Source organism: Methylovirgula sp., from assembly GCF_037200945.1.
Classification (GTDB): domain Bacteria; phylum Pseudomonadota; class Alphaproteobacteria; order Rhizobiales; family Beijerinckiaceae; genus Methylovirgula.
In genome coordinates this window covers 685096-703272 of sequence record NZ_JBBCGP010000001.1, presented here as the reverse complement: position 1 = coordinate 703272, position 18177 = coordinate 685096, and the positions used below count along the sequence as shown (strand labels likewise).

The window sequence follows — 18177 nt, the reverse complement described above, 5'->3', positions numbered from 1 at the left end:
ATACGAGGACGCCATAAAATCGCGCGGTGTTGTCGCCCAACCAGGCAGCCGTAACGTCCAAGCTACGTCGATAGAAGGCTCGGATGAAATTCAGCATTGTACGCCCTATCGATCGGAGAAATTCCAACTCTGAAGCGAGCCTAATGAGGCGGAAACGCGACGATGCCCCCGCTAGCACGATCTTCTTCGGGATGAGAGTGGCTTTCAGCATCGTCCCTTTCCCAAGCAGACCTTCTGCGGAGCCGGCATGACACGCAATAGTGTGAGCCCGGTGGGTTCTTTATCATGACCTCCGCTGCCTTGGCGTACTTTGCCCAGACGGTGCTGAGAATCTGAGCACAATTGAACGTTCCATCTTGCCTCCCAGCGTTTTATTCGTTCGATAGGCTCGCGCGCCACATGGTCAATTTAAGTGAGCAACCGACGCGTATTTCGCAAAGTGTTCAATTCAGAACAGTTTTTACGCAGCTGGCACCGGAACGTAAGAAGCCGCGAACGAGGGGAAAGTCCTGTGCCCGGCGCAGGGGCTGAGTTGCGGTCTCTCGATTCCTCCCTCCCATGTCCGTCGAGAGCAAAGAGGTCGCCAATTAAGGCGGCCTCTTTCATTTATCGGCCGGAGCGAGCGCCATGTCAGATGAAAACAGCCATCCTACATTCTATTCGTTCGGCACGGATGATCGTCCAAGGTGCCCGCAATGTGGGAAACATATGCACCTTACAGGACGTGCGCCGAAGTTCATGCTCGGCGGCGCCTACGAATGTAAGACGTTCACTTGCATACTGTCCGCATTTCAGCAAATCGTGGCGGTAGCGACATCGCGCTGGATGCAGGTTGCAGCGTTTCCCGTGCAGACTTGCCAGGTTAAGCCTGAATGACCTGCTCGCCATGCGAAGAAAGCGTCCGGCCGAACCAATGCCGCCCGTCTTTAACATGCCTGCCTCTATCAATCCGCGGCGAATTATTTACGCTGGAAACAAAAAATCCGTGACGCGCGGCATCGGTGTTGAAGCCTGTCTTTTCCCGATTTCGAGAAGGCACGCTCAAAGGTAAGATAGAGACTAAAGCGAGCATCACGACCCGTGGGTCAAATGTATCTCCAGCCAAAACCTTCGCTCCTGCGGAAGACTCTGCCGGCGGATGTTCCAGGGAAGTGTCCCGTAAACAGCGTCGAGCCGCGGTCCGCAGCATAATTCAGAAGCCAAAGCCGGGATTTTTGGGCGAGCGGGAGGTCCGCGCAAAAGGCTGAGCCCAAATGCGGCTTATAGACCTGAATCGCATTGTGCATAACGTCGCCGGCGAAAAGCGCTTCCTCCGCGCCGGATTTCAACGAGATTGACATATGGCCAATGCTGTGGCCAGGGGTCGGATGAAAAGTGAAGACGTCTCTATATTTTCCGCCTTCGGCCCTGATCGTTTCAGCTTGCCCTGATTTAATTAAAGGCAAAATGCTATCTTCGAAGACCATCCGTCTGCTTGCGCCCTCAGGAGTCGAAAAGAAGTCGTGCTCGACCTTTGGAAAAACGTATTTGGCGTTCGGAAACGTGGGCACCCAACGTCCATCCATGAGTTGCGTATTCCAGCCAACGTGATCGACATGAAGATGCGTCAGCAGAACATAATCCACGTTCTCAGGCGCGACACCAGCCGACCTGAGCCGTTCGAGGAAGGGCGTCTGCAATTGATGCAAATGTTTGCCGAACGGGCGGTCTTTCCCATTGCCGATGCCGGTGTCGACAAGAATCCGCTGCCCGTCGAAATCGATAAGCCATGAATGGACGCTCAAATGAACGTTTTCCCGGTTTTCGCTCGGGTCACCCAGCACTAGAGAGCGTTGATAATCGTCGAGCGCCTCGTCTTTCCATTCTGGATAAAGGGATGACGGTTTTAGCCCCTTGAGCGTAGTCTCGGTGAAGCGCGTAACAATTGCATCGCCGATCTTGTAACTTGTGCCGATCGTCATGGGCGTGATGATTCCAGAGTCTGGCGTGCCTGATCCGATCCTCGTTCGGCGATCAGACTTTGATCTTCACTGAGAAGTGACGGGCCTTGTAATGCCCGACGACGTGGTTCGCCCAATGTGATCGCTATTCGGTCAAGAGACGAGCGCGATATTGCCGGCGGTTCGATAAACCCGCAAGGCGAAAACACTTGAAACGCGCCGATGCCTCACGGCGATAAATTGTTGTCTTACAAAAAGACAATTTGGCACGAGTGATGCTTCTCGAAATCTGCGTGATCCCTCCCTTGTAGGTTGTCGCTGATCCGCAATCGCAAGAAAGCAGGAGCTGCTCGTGCCCGCATCATCAACCGCCATCCAAAGTGACGAGAATGCTTCCGTCGCTGATTTGAGAAGGGTGCAAGACGCCCAAAAGACGGGCGTCTCACCCTGGCGCTGGGTCGTCGCCGGTGTATTGCTTTTAGCCATCGTCACGGGCTTCTTTGACCGAATCAGTGTTGCCGTCCTTTTCACCGATAAAAGCTTCAATGCGACGCTGGGCACGGCGTTCAAACCGGCCGTTCTCGGGCTCCTAATGTCCGCGTTTCTCCTCGCCTACGCCCTTTCGGCGATTTTTCTCAGCTTTATCGGCGACCTGCTGGGGCCTCGCCGTTCCCTGGGCGCTGCCGCAGTGTTCTGGGGCGTCATCATGATGATGATGGGTGCCTGCAGCTCATACGGCGTTATGTTGTTCTATCGCATTGTGCTGGGGCTGAGTGAGGGGCCACAATTCTCCTTCGTTTCGAAGACGGTCCAGCGTTGGTTCCCTGCCCACGAGCGGAGCAGGGCCACAGCAATCTGGATGGTCGGGAGTCCGCTCGGCTCGGCGATCGGCTTCCCCTTAACGATTTGGCTTGTGACGAACTTTGGCTGGCGCGCTTCGTTCTATGTCTTTGGCCTAATCAATATCTTCCTGATCGCGCCCCTGATTTTTGGCGCTCTTCGTGACAGGGCTCCGGAGGGACGGGATGCGCCCGATGCAGGAACGTCAAGGATACAATTTGCTGATGTCCGGGCGCTGCTCGTGGACTCCAAAGTTTGGATGATTTCGATTTATTGCATGGGGCTCATGACGTACATCTGGGGGCTAAACAGTTGGCTGCCGACGTATCTTGAGCGCTCGCGCCATATTAACCTTCATCAGATGGGCATCTATTCCTCCCTGCCGTTCATATTGATGTTTTTTGGGGAATTGGTGTCGGGCGTCGTCTCCGATCGGACAGGCAAACGTGCCCTCATCAGCGTCTTGGGGCTATTCTTTGCGGGTGTCTTGTTGTTTGTCGCAACCCAAGTACATCAGCCTCAACTTGCAGCAATTATCATTGCCCTCAGCGCCGCCTCGTCGGGTTTCGGGATACCGTCAGAAATTTCCCTCGCCATGAGGATTTTGCCCCCGTCAGCGACCTCCACCGGCATAGGCATAATCAACGGAATCGGTAACCTCGTCGGAGCTTTTGCGCCGGCTGTAATCGGCTGGATAGCGGGCGCCACCGGCAGCCTCCAAAGCGGCCTTCTCGTTGTGGTCGTCATGAGTATGATCGGGTCGCTCGCGCTTATCCCAATGGTGCGCTCTCATTAAAAACTTATCCGCCGGAGATGTCAGTGAGCGATAGTGATGCTTTCCAGGTGGCGAGCGCGATCGTCTACCGCTCGTCGCGACGTCCCGACGGATTGTCGAGCGATTTTGATGAGAAACTCGGGACTTCGCTGGTTTTCTATACCCTGCGGGCATTGGACGGAGGTGAGATCGCGGCCGCGTTGTGGCAACCACTCGATAAGCCGGTGTCGGAGACGATACTCATAATAATGATTCACGGAAGCGGTGGTAGTTTTCGGCGGCCACCCGAGAGCGCCCTTGGCGGGGCGCTCGCCGAACTCGGTTATGCGTCGCTCGCTATCGACACACGCCAGCACGACGGGAATATCAATACTGATAATTTCTTCGACACAGTTCGCGATATCCAAGCTGCGGTCTATACCGCGCGTGCACTCGGATATCGCTCAATCGTGCTCCAAGGGCACAGTCTTGGAAATATCCAGGTTCAATATTATGCGGCCTCGAATTGGGACTCGGACATCAAGGGAGTCATTCTCCTCGCCGCCTTCGGGAATCTTCCCTGGAAAACCAGAACAATTTTGGTGCAGGATGAGACCCGCTTTCGAGCTCTAATTGATGCGGCAATCGCCGCCAAGCGTGATGGGGATATCTCAACGCCATTGCCAGTGGCGATGCGTTATTTTTCGGGCCAGGATTCATCTGTCACCGCGCGCCATTTTCTGACGTATCGATGGGACAAGAGCAGCGTTGCTGACGGGACATACTGGATCAAGCGGGTTCCTTATCCCATCTTGCTCGTGCGCGACTCGGCCGATGCCCTTATCTTACCGTTTGAGCCACAAATGCTTCTCGATGCGGCGAATGCTGAAGGCTCGCTCGTCGCGAGCATCGAACTGGCGACCCTGCCGAATAAGTCCAAAACTTCGTTGGAGGCCCACTATTTTGCACACACGATTCCCGCGCTAGCTAATACAATCGCAAATTGGATTGCGGGGGCTTTGGCAACCTGACGCAGCTGGCAAATTACCCACGAAGCCGCGGCATTACCTCGCTGGCAAACATTTCCATGTTTCGCTTGGCGAGTTCGTCGGACATGATCCCGAATTGTAACATCGAAACCAGGTTATTAAATCCGGTCAGATCCCGCATTTTCTCGATCTGATCCAACACAGTCTTCGGGCGACCTATCAGAGCTGTACCCGATTCAATGAGAGCATCGACACTCTGATGCTTGGGTCGAGTGCCAAGTGCCGCGCGCGCCTTCATCAGCCGCTTGGCCGATTCGATAGAGGTATAACCCGGCGGTAGCAGCATCTCCCATGGATTATTCAGGTATTCGTTGAATAGAGACTCGATCGGCGCCTTGGCTTCTTCTCGCGCCCGCGCATCTGTGTCCGCGACATAGATCGGAACGGCCCAGCCAAGCTGATCTCCGCTGGCCTCATAACCAAATGCCTGCGCCCTCTCGCGATAAGTATTAAGATAGCGCGCTACCAACTCTTGCGCGCAGAAAGTGACAAGGAACGGGTACTTGCGAGACGGATCGGCGGCCCAATCAATTGTTTCGGCAGACCCCTGCGAGGGTATCCAAATCGGCGGGTGCGGCTGTTGATAGGGACGTGGCCACAAGTTCACATAGCGATAATTATAGTTCTCGCTTTCGAATTCAAATGGACCCGGACGCGTCCACGCTTGAACGATCAGGTCGTGTGCTTCGTGAAAGCGTTCATGGGAAAAGGCCGGGTTTAATCCTGTTACATGGTATTCGGTGCCAATCCCTCGCACAAAGCCAGCGATCACGCGGCCCCTCGACAAATTGTCGAGCATTGCAAATTCTTCGGCGATGGCGAGCGGATTGTTGACCAGAGGCAACGCGCGCCCAAGCACTGCGACCATCACACGTTTAGTACGTTGAATGAGGGCGCTGGCGATGATGTTCGGCGCCGGCATGAGGCCGTAGGCGGTCTGATGGTGCTCGTTCACCGCAATGGCATCGAAGCCCAGATCTTCAGCCGATACAAGATGATCAATATATGACGTGTATTCGTCAGCGCCCTTTTCGGGGTCATAAAGTTCGTTGGGAAGCACGACCCATGCAGAACGATATTTGCGTCGCTCGGTCATGTCCAGAGGGCGATATGGCATCAAAGTAAAACAGACAAAGCGCATGCTCTCATTTCCTTCCGGCAAAGGCGATGATGCGCGAGGCGGTATCAGCCGCCTTTTCGATATGGGGTAGGTGACCACATGCGCTGATCAATTCGACGCGGCTATCAGAGATATTTTCGGTCCACGCGGAGGCGTAGGCATTTGGAAAAATCTTGTCGCTATCTCCCCATAGAATTAGCGTCGGTATGCGGATGCGATGCAGCCAACGCGTAAGCGCGGGATTTACCCAACGGGGCTCCCAGCCCAATCGCGCGGACATGAACCGATTGTTCAAGATAAGATCGGCTTCTTCCTCGGTCGGTGTGTGGGCTAAAATACGCTCAGCGAAGCTCTGATCATGGAAAAGATTCCGAACGGACTCCTCCGGGCCCCAAATGAAATTATCGCCGGAGGGTACACCCTTTAATCGCACGCCGGCTGGCGCGATCAGAGTCAAAGAGGCGAGTCGGTGGCAGTTGCGAATTGCCATCTCGGCCGCGATCCAGCCGCCCAGGGAATGTCCCACCAAATGGACCCCGCGAAGATCGAGCTCGTCCATAACGTCGAGGTAATACATCGCCATATCATCGATACCGCGAATCCACTTTGGCGCCACTGAGGGGCCGAACCCCGGGTGTTCAGGCACGCGAAGCGCAAACTTTTCAGCGAGTGCGGCGAAGAACGGGCCCCACGTCGGGAGACCGGCCGAACCATGTAAAAACAGCATAAGCTCGCCGCTGCCTGCGCGGAGAGAACGTGCGTGCTGATCACGGATGCGATGCTGCTCCATGGTGGGCATACTAAAATCCTCTCTGTGGCACTTGGAGGATGGATAACCATCAACATCGCCCGGACCTGAGCGCGGCATTCTACCCTCCTCATGCTTATGAGGAAGGGCAGGCGTAGGTCACGTTTGAACATTTCAGTTATGTCGTGGGAAGGCTCAAAGTTCGCGCGCCAATGTGCATGCTTGGCTTTATGGTGCGAAGCGTTTCATTTCGTTCATTAGGATGTCCACGCAAGCCCTTCGGCTAATCCTCCACTGAAATTCTGCTGGGACCACGCCGCCGGCAGCCGGTCGGTCAGGAGTTCTTCTATGTCAAGATCGAATCTGGTCGTTAAGGTTGCAGCGGTTCAAGCCAATCCCGTGTTTCTTAATCGGACCGCGACCACCGAAAAGGCATGCAGACTGATAGGTGAAGCCGGCGGGAACGGTGCTGAGTTCATCGTTTTCCCCGAGGGATTCATCCCAGCCCATCCGAACTGGTTCCATCATCACGCAGCGACTGGACCTATCGCGACCCAATTCTCCGTTGAGCTCTTCGAGAATGCGGTCGAGATTCCGGGCACCGAAATTGATGCTCTTTGTGACGCCGCGCGAGACGCCGGTGCGTACGTGGTTATGGGAGTCTGCGAAAGGCTGGTAGGCACACTCGGGACGATGTTTAACTCTCAAGTGTTTATCGGCCCGGACGGGTCGCTCTTGGGCAAGCACCAGAAATTCATGCCTACGGTCGGCGAGCGGATTGTCCACACCGGGGGCCATGGGGATACATTTGGTACATTCCCGACACGCTTCGGGAACGCCAGCGCGTTGGTATGTGGCGAGAACACCAATCCGTTGGCAATCTTTGGGTTGACAGCCGAAAATACGCGCATCCACGGAATGAGCTGGCCAGCCTATTTCGCGCTCACGGCGGGGCCTATGCGCAATTATGTTCTGACTAATTCACAGGCCTTCGCGATGATGAGCGGCGCTTTTGTGGTGTCGGCCTGCTCGATCGTCGATGAGGCGTTGATAGAGCTCCAGCAAGTCTGCGCCGCAGATGCCGATGTTCTCCGCAGTCCTCATTTTTCTGGCGGAAGTGTGATTGTCGCTCCCAACGGAAAAATGCTCGCCGGTCCGATAGGCGACAAGGAAGACATTCTTTATGGCGAATGTGATTTCGGCATTATAGTCCGCACAAAGCTTCGTCAGGATTTCTCCGGCCATTACAACCGCCCCGACATATTTCAGCTTCACGTAAATCGATCCCCTCCTCGTGCTCGTACCGATTTGCGCGACCCTTCGAAATTAATATCTGGCGAGAGCAACCTGCCACGCCCATTCGCCAGCAGCACAGAGTCCCCCGATCTGAGAGAGTGTGTGACAGATCGCAATTGATGCTGTTGTATAGCCGCCAGCAGCGTCTGTTATGTCGATTTGGCCACTCAAAGCCGCCGTTCCGCTTTCGTGAAGATCCCATGAGGTGGTGACCGACGAAAGCTCTGTCAGAGTGGAGTCGCCCACAAACCCTGGAGGTCATCATGCAAGTTACTGCCGATCATGCCGAAGCTCATATCGCTATCCGAACTGATCTTGGCGCGATCTTCGTCTCCCTGGAGCTCTCACGTTCAAAGTGGCTGGTCACATCTATATCGCCGGGTACCGGCGAGAAGATGTCGAAGTTCAACGTTGACGCCGGCGACATCCCAGCCTTGCTGGCGCGATTTGGGGATCTCCAGCGTAAGGCCGAAGCTCGCACCCGACAGGGCTTCCGCATCATATCGATCCAGGAGGCTGGCCTGGATGGTTTCCGGATACACCGGATTCTCGAGCGCGAAGGCGTTGAGAGCTATATCGTCGACCCTGCATCCATTGCGACGTCGCGCCGGCGGCGGCGGGCAAAGACCGACAGGATTGATGGCGAGGCACTCGTTCGGGCCTTGCTAGCCTATAAGCGCGGTGAGCCGCGAGTTTGCGCCATGCTTCGGGTGCCTACTCCGGAGGACGAAGATCGCCGCCGCGCGGTGCGGGAGCGCAAAGCGCTGCTCAACGAGAGAATAAGGCATGTCAATCGGATTAAGGGTTTACTCTTCAACCAAGGGATATCCAGATACGAGCCCTTGAACCGAGATCGGCGTGAGCGCCTCGAGACGCTCGTGACCGGAGATGGGCGCCGATTGCCGACGGCGCTGAAATCGCAGATCAGCCGTGAACTCGACCGTCTCGAGCTGCTGATCAAGCAAATCGGAGAGGTCGAAGAGACACGCAACGCCATGCTGGCTACGGCCGAAAAATCAGCGTCGGAACCGGCGCTGTTACTCAAGCTCAAGGGCATTGGTCCCGAGTTTGCCGCGGTCCTTTGGTCCGAAGGTCTATCAAGGCACTTCGACAACCGAAGGCAGGTGGCTGCTTACGCAGGTCTTGCGCCGACGCCGTGGCAAAGTGGTCAAATCAGCCACGAACAGGGTGTATCCAAGTCGGGCAATCCTAGGCTGCGCGCGACGCTTGTTCAGCTCGCATGGCTATGGGTACGTCATCAGCCAACTTCCGCGCTCACCGCATGGTTCAAGGCGCGAGTGGCGCAAAATGGCGGTCGTCAGAAGAAATCCGCGATCGTCGCGCTTGCGCGCAAACTTCTCGTGGCACTCTGGAAGTACGTCAACGCCGGAATCGTCATCGAAGGTGCCGTTGCGAGACCCTGACAAAAGCCACGCCGCACTCTTTCAGAAATCTGTCAGGACTGGTTAACCCTGGCAGACCCTCGGTAGACGAGCCGACGAAACTCATGGCTTGAAATGCCGCCGTTGAAGAATGGCTTCGTCTTCTCGAGTCCGGATCCGCCGCAAGCGGGATTATGGTTCAGGTGCGATGGCCCTGACCGAATATAAGGTGGACAGGGTTCGCTCGCGAGCCGCGTCATGCAATGGACTCGACCGTTTGATCTATGACGACATCGTGGAAGGAATTGCCTTGACGATCCTCATATAAGAGTTTCGCATGCCGACAGGCGTACGAAAGTCCCCGAAGAACGAACCCGCGGTGTGCAGAGCGTAATCTATGGAGATTTGGGATCTATGCGCGTGCCAGCGTTTTGCCGGGCGGCGAGTCTGAAGCACGTTGGCTCGATCTGAGACCTCGTAGCGACTGGAGCAATAGGCTGCAGGCGAGCATTTCTGGCGAGAGTATTGTCGCTGATCGCGTTGTTAGGAACAATGGGCACGCAGGAAGTCTGTGGCCGCAACGATGGCGCCGCGGCGTGGCATAGGATCAGGCCGTGCCGGGTCACGACGGTGCCGTCCCGGTTGCTGTGAACGCTTGCGGCGGCGCACGCGGTTGGCTCCAGCGCCCGAATGTCTCGATGATGCGCATGTGGCCACCGCAGCAGGGACATGGCGGGAGCGGATCGGGCAAATCCGCCGATTTGGGAGCTTCTTCTGGAGGTGCAGCGGCCAGGAGTTCGCGGATGTGAGCTATGCTGGCCATGCGTGTGCCGCTGGCAAACAGGCCATAATGGCGAATGCGATGAAAGCCGCGTGGCAGCACATGCAGCAGGAAGCGGCGCATGAACTCGTGTGGATGGAGCGTCATGACCTGCTGGCGCTCGGACCCGCGGCGGCGGTAATCCTGATACCGGAACGTGACGCCATCCTTGCCGAAGGCGATCAGCCGCCGGTTCGAGATCGCGACCCGATGCGTGTAGCGGGAGAGATAGGCGAGTACCGCCTCGGGCCCGGCAAAGGGGGCCTTGGCATAGACGTGCCACTTCTTGCGTCTAAGTGGCGCGACATGCCGAACGAATGCGCGCCTGTCATCAAGGCTTTTTAACTTGCCGAAGAAGACGAGCCTGCCTGCGGCATGCAGGCTGAGGAGCCGTGTGAGGAACAGTCGGCGGAAGAGCTTCGAAAGGACTCGGACCGGCAAAAGGAATGCAGGGCGTGACCCGATCCAGCGCTCGCCATCTGGCGAGATTCCGCCGCCCGGCACGATCATGTGCACATGTGGATGATGCGTCATTGCTGATCCCCACGTGTGCAACACCGCCGTGATACCGATCCGGGCGCCGAGGTGTTTTGGATCGGCGGCGATCGACATCATCGTCTCCGACGCCGTCTTGAACAGCAGGTCGTAAACGATCGCCTTGTTCTGCCAGGCGATGTCGCCGACCTCGGCGGGCAGTGTGAAGACGACGTGGAAATAGCCGACCGGCAGCAGATCGGCCTCGCGTTCGGCAAGCCATGCGCGCGCCGCCGCGCCCTGGCACTTTGGGCAATGCCGGTTGCGGCAACTATTATAGGCAATACGAAGATGACCGCAGTCGTCGCAACCCTCGACGTGGCCGCCGAGTGCTGCGGTCCGGCAGGTCTCGATCGCCGACATGACCTTCAATTGCGCGAGGTTCAGATGCCCTGCCTGCGCGGCACGGTAGCTTGCTCCTGCGGCTCGGAAGATATCGGCGACCTCCAGCGCGGAGGTCTGCACGCCGCCTCAGCTGCCGACCTCAGTCTTATCGCTGATGAGGTTTGCGATCTTGTCGAGAGGGCTGATCACGGTCCGCACTGTCCGCGTTGCGACCTTGGTGTAAAGGGCGGTGTTATCGAGCTTCGCGTGACCGAGGAGTACCTGGATCACACGGATATCGAGCCGTCTTCAAGCAGATGCGTTGCGAAGCTGTGGCGCAGCGTATGCGGGCTGACCCGCTTGGTAATCCCGGCGATCCGAGCCGCGTCTTCGACGACCCGGCTCAACTGGCGCGTGGTGATCGGCCTGATGTGGTTTTGGCCGGGGAACAACCATCCGCCGGGCAGCATCCCCCTTTGGCGGCGGCCTTCCTTCCACCACGCCCGCAGCAACGCAAGGAGATCCGGCGAGAGCATCGCATTGCGATACCGGCCGCCTTTGCCGCGCTCGACCCGGATCAGCATGCGTTCGCTGTCGATATCGCCGACTTTGAGCACAGCCACTTCGGCGACTCGAAGGCCTGCGCCATAGGCAACACTCAGTGCGGCGCGGTGCTTAAGGCAGCTGGTGGCTGCCAGGAGTCGGGCAACCTCATCCTGGCTCAATACCATCGGAAGCTTGCGAGGATAGGAAACGCGCAGCAATTTGCGTGATAGATCGGGACGGTCGATCGTTGTGGTGAAGAAGAAACGCAAACCCGAGATATGGCTGTTCATCGCTGGCGCCGGCATTCCGGCTTCCCGCTGCTCGACCTGGAAGCGGCGAATATCTTCAGGCGTCGCGAGATCCGGCGAGCGCCCCAGGAATGCAGCGAAGCGCTCGACCATGCGCAGATAGTCATGCTGCGTCTTCGCCGAGAAACCGCGAACGTTCATATCCTCGATCATCCGCTGGCGCAGACCGGTCGCGGAAGTGACGGGCTTGTTCATAGGTAGCTCCTCTCAAGTTGAAAGAAGCTATCTTGGTCACATCACCTGCCGGCCTTCTCAGAGGCAAGCTCAATGCCCGTCAGTGCCCATCCCCCTAAATCCAAAGCACCTTCCGCGAAGCGATTCGTTCTCTTCGGCCAATTACTGCCATTTGTCTGGTAGGCCGAGTTCCGCCGGAGGAGCGTGTCGACGAAAGCAAATAAGGTCCCGGCCCGGCGCATCTCAGTCGTCTGCAACCTGCAAGCCGCAGCCAGATCCGAAGTCTGCGTCCTGCGGACTCTCGGCCGAAGCCGGCTTTTATTGGGCGTTAAAGCGGTGCAGCGGGATCGCGGTCTCAAACGTCTCGTCTTCGTTCCGCAGAGAAAGACGCCTGATCGGGATGCCATAGAGCTTCGCGAGATTTGTCTCGTTCATTGTCTCTTCGACGGCGCCGTAAACGTGGGCAGCGTCGTTGAGCAAGAGCAGCGCATTGTCGGCGACGCCTAGGGCGTGATCGGGCTGATGTGTCGTGAACAGGACGGCAATATTTTGTTCCGTCGCCAGACGCCGCAAAAGCCTGAGAACGACGCCGGCATTGGCCAGATCGAGCGCCGACGCTGGTTCGTCGAGAACAAGCGTCCGGCAATCCGTCGCCAGCGCCCGCGCGAGAAGGACCAATTGTCGCTGGCCGCCACTCATCTGATCGTAACGCACATAGGCCTGTGACGCCAAACCGACATTGTTCAGGCATTCGAGGGCACGCTTTACGTCGGCCGATCCGGGTGCGCCAAACCGACCGATGTTGCGACTGCGACCGAGTAGAACCATGTCTATCGCGCGATAGGCATGATCTGCCTGCAGCGCCTGCGGGACATAGCCGATGACGCCATGTGCTGAAACATATCCCTCGCGCGGCCGAAGCACGCCGCAGAGGCATCGCAGAAAGGTCGTCTTGCCACTCCCGTTCACGCCGAGAAGCGCGGTGATCGTTCCCGGATGGAACTTCACGGAGATATGCCGTAAGAGCCAGCGTTCCGGCCGATACCAATGGCCGATGTCATGGGCTTCGATCATCTTCCGCCCACTATGGCGTTGCGCAGCAGGTAGGCGAACACCGGCGTACCAACGATCGCTGTAATGATGCCGACAGGAATTTCGGCGGGGGTCAAACTGCGAGCCAGCGTGTCAGCCAAAATCATGAATACCGCGCCCATCACGGCGGCAAAAGGCAACAATTTTCTATGATCCGCGCCCATCACGAAGCGCGCCAGATTCGGGACGATGAGGCCTATCCATCCGATTGTTCCGCTGACCGCGACCTGCGCCGAGACGATAATACAGATCGCAGCGAGCAAGATCAGGCGGTCCTTTGCAGGATTAAGCCCCAGCAGCCGCGCCTCTTCGTCTCCCAGCGACAGAACGTTCACACGCCAGCGCATGCCGATGAGCACCGCGCCGCCGCCGAGACAGAAGACAGCAACCAGGAGTACACGATGCCAATCCGCGGCAGCAAAGCTGCCGAGCAACCAGAAGACAATACCGGGCAATTCGGTGTCGGGATCGGCGACGAATGTCGCGAGTCCGACAATGGCCGAACAAAAGGCACTCACGACCACACCGGCGAGAACAAGAGTAAGCAAAGGCGACTGGCCGTCGCTTCGCTGCAGAGCTAGGACGCTTGCTAAAGCAGTGCCAGCGCCCAGAAAAGCACCTAACTGCACGGCGGGGCCAAAGCCGAAAAAAAGTATGGCCGTCACACCACCGAGTGCGGCGCCGGAGGAAGCACCGATGGTTTGGGGGCCAACCAACGGATTGCGGAATAGCCCCTGCAGGACAGATCCGCACAGTGCCAAGCCCGCGCCGACGAGGCCGGCGATGACGATGCGCGGGAGGCGCACCGTTTCGACGACGATTTGTTCGTCCGGTGTCCAGTCATGCGCGCCGGGATGGATAGGCGACAAGAGAATACTAACAATATGACCGATCGGGACCGTGTAGCGGCCCGCGGTCAATGCAAATAAAGTGATGGTGACGAGCGAGGCGACGAGGAGAAGCCACGCAAAAAAATCCCAGCCGACACGGGACCGCCCCAGCATCGTCGGCCTGACTGGATCGGTCGCCCCGCTGATACTCATGGCGCCGCCAGTCGAATGTAGCCGGCAGATCCTTCGTTCTGTTTGACGAAAAGAATTCGATCTATATCGGCTTCGGTGGCGGCGAGCCCATAAAGCATTTTATACCACGCATGAATGTCCTTGCGCAGATTGATCCTCACTCTGTCCGGGTGCAGGAGCTCGGCCAGCCAAGTCCACGCGAGCGCGGATTCCTCGCTGGGCGGGTCCCATCGATAGGCCCCGAGCGGCATTCGATAAACGCGATGCGTCTCGACGGCCGCAATGCCTTGCCATCGTGGATCGTTGTACAGGTCGTCCGGCATCGCTTTGTCGAAATTGCCAAGGAGGATGACCTGCGGGTTCCAGGCTAAGATTTGTTCCAGTGTCACGGTTCCGTTGACGCCCAGCGACGATGTGGCGACGTCATCGCCGCCAGCGAACTGGATATAGAAGTCGTTATAAGATCCTGAGCCATTGACGCTCAGCGAACCCGAAAAACGGCGCAGATAAAGCACGCGCGGACGCTGATCGCCTGGCAGACCTTTGAGCGCTGCGGCAAGTTCGTTAGCACGCTTGTTCTGCATCTCGACGATCGTCTGGGCGCGTTTGTCCTCGCCCGACACTTTCCCCATCAAAATGATTGCATCGCGAAGATCGCTTTGCCCGCCGTTTCGCATTCCGAAGACAGTGAGACGGGCATTTTCGAGCGGTACGATTACGCCAGTTCCCGGGTTCGTCCATTGGAAGACGGCGTCTGGATGCAACGCCAGGATTGTTTCCACATTGGGCATGAAACTCGCGCCCTGAACGATGTTCGTGGCCGTTTCATTGAGCTTGGGGAAAAACGTCGCAAGCAGCCCCTCCCGTGCCGCGGCTTTGGACGCCGGGTTCATCGCGACGATGTGCCGGTCGGTTCCATCGACCGCAATATACATGGCAGGCCCCGGCATCGGCAGAAAGACCACGCGCTGCGCCGGCGCGTTGAGCACAACGCGATGCCCACGCTGGTCAATGATCTCGGCGCTCCTCGCACGCGCATCGACGAAAAGCAGGAACACGCAAATGGCTAAGCCGAGACTTGAAGCAAGAGCGCAAATGGATTTGGAGCGTGCCAGCGGGATCATGATCATTTGGTTCCCATAACGATGACGCAGGGCTTAGGACAAGTCTTACAATTTGCAAGTCTTACAATATAGAATAGTTATAATTCTAAATAAGCATAGTGCGGCAAAAATACTTGCGGACGCTGAATATATATTCTAGACGAGACCGTTAGCGACAGTTTTTACTTTAGACATCAAATATTTAGAACTTTTATAATCTTGGAATGCGCGCATAACAATTACGAGAGCGCGCCAAAGGGGGCTGCCGTGTTTTCGTCTGGAACGTATCCGAGTCGGAAGAATATTAAGCCATCGGCGCGTAAGCGTTGGATTCTGGCGCTGCTGACAACAGCCAGCGTGATGCCAATCGACGCTGCGCGCAGCCAAGAGGCGGCCGCAGGACCAAGTCCTCAAGCCTTGCCCACGGTCAACGTCACGGCACAGAGCGTCGGATCGAACGCGCATCGCATTGTCGGACCGATCGGCGGCAGTCTGCCGAGGCCGAAAAGTCTCACGCAGGTAACGCAGAACGTTTCGGTCGTTGATCGCCAGCAGATTGAGTTGACCAATTCGAACACGCTGCTCGATGCCTTGGGCCAGGTTCCAGGGGTTGAGATTTCGCGTACCGGTGGCCTCGGTGGCCAAATCTATTTGCGCGGCTTCAGCACGAATAACTGGCGCGTTCCATTGTTTATCGATGGTGACCGGCTGCAGGGGCGCAACACGCTCCAGCTTGCAGATTATATGCCCGACGATATTGAGCAGATCGATGTGATCCGTGGGCCCGCCTCATTGCTTTATGGAAGCGATGCCATGGGCGGCGTTATCAATGTCATCACGCGGAAGCCCACGGCCGACCCGAACGGGCCATTTCGTTTTGTCGGCGGCGGTATTTCGTTCGGATTCGGAACGAACGGGACGGCGCTCAGCAATTATCAATGGGCCGAGGCCGCTGGCCTCGGCTTCAACATCCGTTCGAGCATCGGCGAGCAAAAAGCCTCCTCATATGAGACCGGGGACGGACTCGCGCGAAACAGCGACTATCGCGATTTGGACGGGAACCTCGTGATCGAATATACGCCGGTTGCCGATCAGCACCTGAGCGGAACTTTTCATGACAGCATCGAAACCGACGGACGTGCCGGTGGCGTTGGCGGCGCACCGGGCTATCCTTTTTTGCAGGTACGGCAGAGCCCCAACGATCTGATGGCCGGCCGCGTTGATTATTCCGGCGATTTCAGCCAGGGCCCATTCTCACATGTGGAAGCATCCGGCTACATCGATTATTTTGACACCCACGTCCTGACGGTCAATACAAGTAGCGCAACCAAGATCGTTACGTCGGATAGTCACGTGATTGGCCCGGAAACAATCGGCGGCCGCGTGCTTGGCGTCGTCGTACCGCTGAGCGGACAAGGCTGGGGACAACTGATCACGAAGATCGGCGCTGATACATTCCATGAGTATCGGCCGGGAAGTACGGCGTTCTCCGTGACCGATACCTTGAACGCCTCAGGTCAGGTTACATCAACGAAAATTTCGCCCGAATCGCAGAATGTGCCAAACTCCCAGCAGACCAATGTCGGCGCCTTCGCTCTCGCTGAATGGACTCCTGTGGCGCCGCTGACGATTTCTGCGGGCCAGCGCGTCGACTTTTTTAACACCCAGACAGCGACGAGTCCCTTGGCGTCAGTGGCTTTGCTGCCGGCTTATGAAGCCGACACAAGCAACAATCGCGTCGCTCCGACAGAGAGCATCGGCGCTGTGCTACGGGTCTTGCCCGTGTTCGACCTCGTCGGTGACATTCAAACCTCCTTTCACGAGCCGACGGATACCGAACTCTTCAGTTCGACCGCATCGACGATTCCGAACCCTTTCTTGAAGCCGGAAACGGGATTGACCTATGAGGGAGGGGTAAGATTTCACACGGGCGACGCGACCCTGACTGCCACCGCTTTCCACAGCGTCTATCAGAATCTCATTCTGACGGTTCCCGTGACTTTTGATGGGCTGAGTACCTATACGCAGCAGCAGAATGCAGGCGATGCGCAGATCGACGGAGTTGAGATCGAGGAACGTTGGCAAGCTACCTCGTCGATCAATTTGTTCACCAATATCACGGCATTGCGAGGGACGGTCACGAGCACAGGCGTCCCGCTGCCTTATATCGCACCGCTCAGGGGCCGGTCTGGCATTCAATATGCCCCGCCGGACTCAGGTTATTCGATCGAGGGTGTGATGGACTGGGCTGCCGGCAAGACCAGGATCGATCCGAGTCAGGAAGTGCCGACGGCGGGCTATGCGGTCGCGAACCTCTACGCAACATTACAGCTTGATAAGCTGCTGACGCCAAAACTCGGCGATACCCGGCTCTCTCTCGGTGTCGAGAATATCCTCAACGCTGCTTACGCCGATGCCGCGACCTTCGCGAATGCCTCTTTCGACAAGAGCCTGACCAATCCGCTACAGGAGCCGGGGCGTAACTTCACCATCAAGATCACGCACACGTTCTGATGCTCGGAATTGGTTGAAATTACTGCCGCGGGACGGCACGGATAGAATCCTGTGCAGTCCCTGTTCAATAACTCACGGAATATAATCCTATGTCATCTGCGCCAACAATTACGGTCGCGGGCGAGGAAGAACCGATTTCGATCGGCTTCGACGCCGTGGCCGCCTACCATGGGCAGGCCGCGCTCGCGATGCTCGCAATTACCTTTCAAGGGCTGCGGGCGACCTTGCCAATTTTGTCCCCCGACCGGCCGGCGCAGCGCACGGCTCTTTCCGTTATCAGCGGCCATCCAGGACCGGGCGTGCGGGATGCCTTCGAGTTTGTGACACGCGTCGTAACGCGCGACGCCTATGTAATCGATCGCTCCCTACCGCTCGCTCGCTTCAACCCTACCGCGGACATCTCCTATAGCTTCGTGATTTCGCTGGGCGACCGCAAGGTTCGCGCCGCTTTGAACCCGGGTGTCCTGCCGCCGCAGTTTTTCGAGTTTCTCGCCATGAAAGACAAGACCGCGGACGATCTCGCGGACTTCAGCCGGCTCAGATCCGCCATCGCGAAACACGCTCTCGCGCAGGATCCCGCAAGCTTGTTCTCTCTCGATTGAGGTAGGCGT

Annotated in this window: 13 protein-coding genes and 1 pseudogene; 6 read left to right on the top strand and 8 right to left on the bottom strand. The window is 57.2% G+C overall.

Annotated features, from left to right (window positions below; all coding sequences use genetic code 11):
• Window positions 1-1085: 1085 nt before the first annotated feature.
• Window positions 1086-1961 carry an MBL fold metallo-hydrolase gene (locus tag WDN02_RS03280; protein WP_337292140.1) on the bottom strand — a complete coding sequence of 292 codons (876 nt, stop codon included), beginning with the start codon at window positions 1959-1961 and terminating at the stop codon, window positions 1086-1088.
• A gap of 331 nt (window positions 1962-2292) precedes the next feature.
• Between WDN02_RS03280 and WDN02_RS03275 the strand changes: the two genes are divergently transcribed.
• Window positions 2293-3576, top strand: coding sequence for an MFS transporter (locus WDN02_RS03275; RefSeq protein WP_337292139.1), 1284 nt, complete (start codon window positions 2293-2295; stop codon window positions 3574-3576).
• A gap of 23 nt (window positions 3577-3599) precedes the next feature.
• Complete coding sequence (locus WDN02_RS03270; protein WP_337292138.1) at window positions 3600-4565, top strand: alpha/beta fold hydrolase; 966 nt, start codon at window positions 3600-3602, stop codon at window positions 4563-4565.
• Window positions 4566-4578: 13 nt separating this feature from the next.
• Here WDN02_RS03270 and WDN02_RS03265 read toward each other — a convergent pair whose 3' ends face one another.
• A complete protein-coding gene (locus WDN02_RS03265; RefSeq protein WP_337292137.1) occupies window positions 4579-5724 on the bottom strand; it encodes an LLM class flavin-dependent oxidoreductase in 1146 nt (381 codons plus the stop codon).
• Between the two features lie 4 nt (window positions 5725-5728).
• A complete protein-coding gene (locus WDN02_RS03260; protein ID WP_337292136.1) occupies window positions 5729-6571 on the bottom strand; it encodes an alpha/beta fold hydrolase in 843 nt (280 codons plus the stop codon).
• A 228-nt stretch (window positions 6572-6799) separates the two neighbouring features.
• Here WDN02_RS03260 and WDN02_RS03255 point away from each other — a divergent pair, with 228 nt between their 5' ends.
• Window positions 6800-7867: a carbon-nitrogen hydrolase family protein gene (locus WDN02_RS03255; protein WP_337292135.1), complete on the top strand. Its 1068-nt coding sequence runs from the start codon at window positions 6800-6802 to the stop codon at window positions 7865-7867.
• Between the two features lie 143 nt (window positions 7868-8010).
• Window positions 8011-9171: an IS110 family transposase gene (locus WDN02_RS03250; RefSeq protein ID WP_337292134.1), complete on the top strand. Its 1161-nt coding sequence runs from the start codon at window positions 8011-8013 to the stop codon at window positions 9169-9171.
• 580 nt (window positions 9172-9751) lie between these two features.
• On the opposite strand, the gene WDN02_RS03245 is transcribed toward WDN02_RS03250, so the two are convergent.
• The 5 genes and pseudogenes from WDN02_RS03245 to WDN02_RS03225 form a co-directional block, all read right to left on the bottom strand.
• Window positions 9752-10948 (bottom strand): IS91 family transposase, encoded by a 1197-nt coding sequence (locus tag WDN02_RS03245; protein ID WP_337292133.1) that lies wholly within the window; start codon window positions 10946-10948, stop codon window positions 9752-9754.
• A 6-nt stretch (window positions 10949-10954) separates the two neighbouring features.
• Window positions 10955-11856 (bottom strand): annotated as a pseudogene (locus WDN02_RS03240) (site-specific integrase).
• 297 nt (window positions 11857-12153) lie between these two features.
• Window positions 12154-12909: an ABC transporter ATP-binding protein gene (locus WDN02_RS03235; protein WP_337292132.1), complete on the bottom strand. Its 756-nt coding sequence runs from the start codon at window positions 12907-12909 to the stop codon at window positions 12154-12156.
• Window positions 12906-13931 carry an iron ABC transporter permease gene (locus tag WDN02_RS03230; RefSeq protein ID WP_337294851.1) on the bottom strand — a complete coding sequence of 342 codons (1026 nt, stop codon included), beginning with the start codon at window positions 13929-13931 and terminating at the stop codon, window positions 12906-12908. The genes WDN02_RS03235 and WDN02_RS03230 overlap by 4 nt, the downstream gene beginning before the upstream one ends.
• 35 nt (window positions 13932-13966) lie before the next feature.
• Entirely contained in the window at window positions 13967-15079 is a 1113-nt protein-coding gene (locus tag WDN02_RS03225; RefSeq protein ID WP_337292131.1) for an ABC transporter substrate-binding protein, read from the bottom strand.
• A gap of 333 nt (window positions 15080-15412) precedes the next feature.
• Here WDN02_RS03225 and WDN02_RS03220 point away from each other — a divergent pair, with 333 nt between their 5' ends.
• Window positions 15413-17566, top strand: coding sequence for a TonB-dependent receptor (locus WDN02_RS03220; protein WP_337292130.1), 2154 nt, complete (start codon window positions 15413-15415; stop codon window positions 17564-17566).
• An 89-nt stretch (window positions 17567-17655) separates the two neighbouring features.
• Window positions 17656-18168 carry a hypothetical protein gene (locus tag WDN02_RS03215; protein WP_337292129.1) on the top strand — a complete coding sequence of 171 codons (513 nt, stop codon included), beginning with the start codon at window positions 17656-17658 and terminating at the stop codon, window positions 18166-18168.
• Window positions 18169-18177: the final 9 nt, after the last annotated feature.

Bases quoted from the DNA above. Each gene is read 5' to 3' on its own strand.
- WDN02_RS03230 (WP_337294851.1), bottom strand. From the start codon at position 13,931: ATGCTGGGGCGGTCCCGTGTCGGCTGGGATTTTTTTGCGTGGCTTCTC.
- WDN02_RS03215 (WP_337292129.1), top strand. From the start codon at position 17,656: ATGTCATCTGCGCCAACAATTACGGTCGCGGGCGAGGAAGAACCGATT.
- WDN02_RS03260 (WP_337292136.1), bottom strand. From the start codon at position 6,571: ATGCCGCGCTCAGGTCCGGGCGATGTTGATGGTTATCCATCCTCCAAG.
- WDN02_RS03255 (WP_337292135.1), top strand. From the start codon at position 6,800: ATGTCAAGATCGAATCTGGTCGTTAAGGTTGCAGCGGTTCAAGCCAAT.
- WDN02_RS03235 (WP_337292132.1), bottom strand. From the start codon at position 12,909: ATGATCGAAGCCCATGACATCGGCCATTGGTATCGGCCGGAACGCTGG.
- WDN02_RS03280 (WP_337292140.1), bottom strand. From the start codon at position 1,961: ATGACGATCGGCACAAGTTACAAGATCGGCGATGCAATTGTTACGCGC.
- WDN02_RS03265 (WP_337292137.1), bottom strand. From the start codon at position 5,724: ATGCGCTTTGTCTGTTTTACTTTGATGCCATATCGCCCTCTGGACATG.
- WDN02_RS03250 (WP_337292134.1), top strand. From the start codon at position 8,011: ATGCAAGTTACTGCCGATCATGCCGAAGCTCATATCGCTATCCGAACT.
- WDN02_RS03225 (WP_337292131.1), bottom strand. From the start codon at position 15,079: ATGATCATGATCCCGCTGGCACGCTCCAAATCCATTTGCGCTCTTGCT.
- WDN02_RS03220 (WP_337292130.1), top strand. From the start codon at position 15,413: ATGCCAATCGACGCTGCGCGCAGCCAAGAGGCGGCCGCAGGACCAAGT.